General features: G+C 60.6%; 2 protein-coding genes and 1 pseudogene. 1 reads left to right on the plus strand and 2 read right to left on the minus strand.

All coding sequences use genetic code 11. The features are described from left to right. Together V6C07_RS06040 and V6C07_RS06045 are read right to left on the minus strand one after the other, a co-directional pair. Positions 1 to 558: pseudogene (locus tag V6C07_RS06040) on the minus strand (dihydroorotate dehydrogenase); the annotation flags it as partial. Between the two features lie 465 nt (positions 559 to 1,023). After that, positions 1,024 to 1,833 (minus strand): iron-sulfur cluster-binding protein, encoded by an 810-nt coding sequence (locus V6C07_RS06045; RefSeq protein ID WP_333535459.1) that lies wholly within the window; start codon positions 1,831 to 1,833, stop codon positions 1,024 to 1,026. A gap of 225 nt (positions 1,834 to 2,058) precedes the next feature. On the opposite strand from V6C07_RS06045, the gene V6C07_RS06050 reads away from it, so the two are divergent. Next, positions 2,059 to 2,414, plus strand: a 356-nt coding sequence (locus V6C07_RS06050; protein ID WP_333535460.1) for an aminopeptidase P family N-terminal domain-containing protein, incomplete at its 3' end; no start/stop codon positions are given.

The raw sequence follows: 2,414 nt of genomic DNA on the forward strand, positions 1-2,414 counted from the left end.
GTCTTCCGCGGCGCGCGCCATGACCGTGATATCGGTGACGTTGTGCGAGAGCTTGACCATGATGTGCTTGCCGGGGGCCGCGTGACGCACGATGGACGTGACCTGGGCGATCATGCTCGGATCCTGGCCGAAGGCCACGCCGCCTTCACGCACGTTGGGGCAGGACACGTTGACTTCCAGGGCGGTCACGCCTTCCTCATCATTGAGGCGGGCGGCCAGGCGGCCGAATTCTTCGGCGGACGAGGCATAAATATTTGCCATGACGGCGGTTTCCTGCCAGGGCAGCAGAGGGAGCTTTTGTGTGCAAAAAACATCCACACCGTCATTTTGCAGGCCAACGGCATTGAGCATGCCGGAAACGGTCTCCACGATGCGTGGGCAGGGGTTGCCCCCGCGCGGCTCAAGGGAAAGCCCCTTGACCACAATGCCGCCAAGGCTGGCAAGATCGCCGTAGCTGGCGAATTCCACACCGTAGCCAAACGTGCCGGAAGCCGTAAGTATGGGATTTTTGAGGGACAGATCGTGTGTTTGCCCGTTCAGCGTAACGGAAAGGTCCATACCGCATTCTCCAGTAACCACGCAGACCCGCCGGGGCGCAAAGTAATGCGCCGGGCGGGGCTGGCAAGGTGTTTTATGCCCGCCGGGGCGTGTTCCACTATTTTTTCTGCCCGCTGTCTTTATGGCGGGGGAACGCTCGGGCAACGAGCCGTCTGTACGGGCTGTTTTCCGGCGAACCTGCGCCCCGGCAGAGAACAGCATCTTCCAGTGTGGAAGCGCCTGGGAGCTGTGCGGAGCAAGAGCGTTTTCAGGCGTCAAGAAGGGGCATTCTCAAAGGTGCGCCGCCTGAAGCTGAAAGCACGCAACCGCTCTGCGCGGATTTTTGAAAATTTGTGCTGCGCCGCAACGCCGGGGCAAAGTCCGTTTGGCTGCTGACGCCCGCAAAGGGGCGCGTTTCGGCAACAAGCCGCCGCAGCTCTGGGCAGATCCGCGTTGCACCGTCCCGTGCGTGTGCTGTTCAGCGGGCTACAGTTCTATCTGATCCGACCAGAACACAGGGCCGTGATTGCATGCCTGCACCTGGCTGCCGCGCTTGGCGGGTACGGGCCATGCTTCTGTTGTTTTGGCCACGCAGCCAAGGCAGGCTCCCACACCGCAGGCCATGCGGTTTTCTAGGGAGAGTTGGCAGCGTATGCCCAGTTCGGCGGCAAACTTTTGCACGGTGCGCATAAAGGGCGTGGGGCCGCAGGCCAGGACAAGGCCTTTTTGCTCGGCGTATTCCGTCATGCGTTCCTGTATGGAAAATATGAAATTGTCCAGATCGCCGGGTACGGTTTCGCGCAGGCTGTCCAGCGGCACATGCTCATTGATGCTGTCCACGGGATAGCAGCTTATGGACTCGCGATGGCCGAAAAGCATGGTGACGTTCCAAGGCTTGGGGTGCTCGCTCACATAGCCCACGAAAGGCACGATGCCCATGCCCCCGGCCAGCAGCAGCGTGGGCGTGTCCGGCTCGGTGACGAAACCGTTGCCCAGGGGACCCCACGCGCGCACCTTGTCACCGGGGCGCAGTTCGGACATACGCTTTGTGCCTTTGCCCACAACCTGAAAAAAACAGATCATGTGCCGGGCGGTCATATGGCATATGCCAAGGGGCCGTGCCCAGGGGATTTCAAGCCCGAAAGACTGGGGACGGAGCATGACAAACTGGCCCGGCCGCCACTTGGTCCATTCGGGGCGGGTAAGGCGCAGTGCGAAGAAGCGGCTTTCGTTGCCGGTTTGCCCAAAGGGCACAAGGTCCAGAACACTCAGCTCGCATGAAGTTGGTTGCGACATGCGCTGACTATAGGCGCACTTGGTCAACTGGTCAACCGGGGGCGGCCCGGTAAACGGGACAATTAAACCACCTTTTTTGATGTGGCTTTTGAAAGGGCGGCAATGCTTGTTCCCAAAAGGGCATGCCTGATGTTTCCGGCGCGTTGCGCGGATCTGCCGATGCCGGATATTTTTCAACTTTTCAGGGACGGGCGCACACGCTACACTGGCGACAGGAGAACACTCATGAAGCAGATATATGCCGCCCGCCGTGAAGAACTTCGCCGGGCCATGCGCAGGCGCGGTCTGGACGCGCTGCTTGTCAGCCAGGCAGCCAACCGTTTTTATCTTTCGGGTTTTGAGCTGCACGACCCTCAGTACAACGAAAGCGCCGGACGGCTGGTAATCACCGCCGACGGCCGTGACTGGCTGGCGACAGATCCCCGCTATCTGGACGCCGCCGTTCGCCTGTGGGACGCGGAGCGTGTTTTTATTTACGGCGGCTACGCGGCCAAAGATATTTACAGGTTGCTGCGCGGCTGTGGCGGCCGTATCGGCATTGAGGCGCAGGGAACGAGTCTGGCCTTTGCGCGCGACCTGTC

Source organism: Desulfovibrio sp. 1214_IL3152 (genome assembly GCF_036763055.1).
In the GTDB taxonomy this organism is placed as follows: Bacteria; Desulfobacterota; Desulfovibrionia; order Desulfovibrionales; family Desulfovibrionaceae; genus Desulfovibrio.

What these genes read in the sequence shown, in the direction of transcription:
- V6C07_RS06045 (WP_333535459.1), bottom strand. Translation starts at nt 1,833, where the DNA reads ATGTCGCAACCAACTTCATGCGAGCTGAGTGTTCTGGACCTTGTGCCC.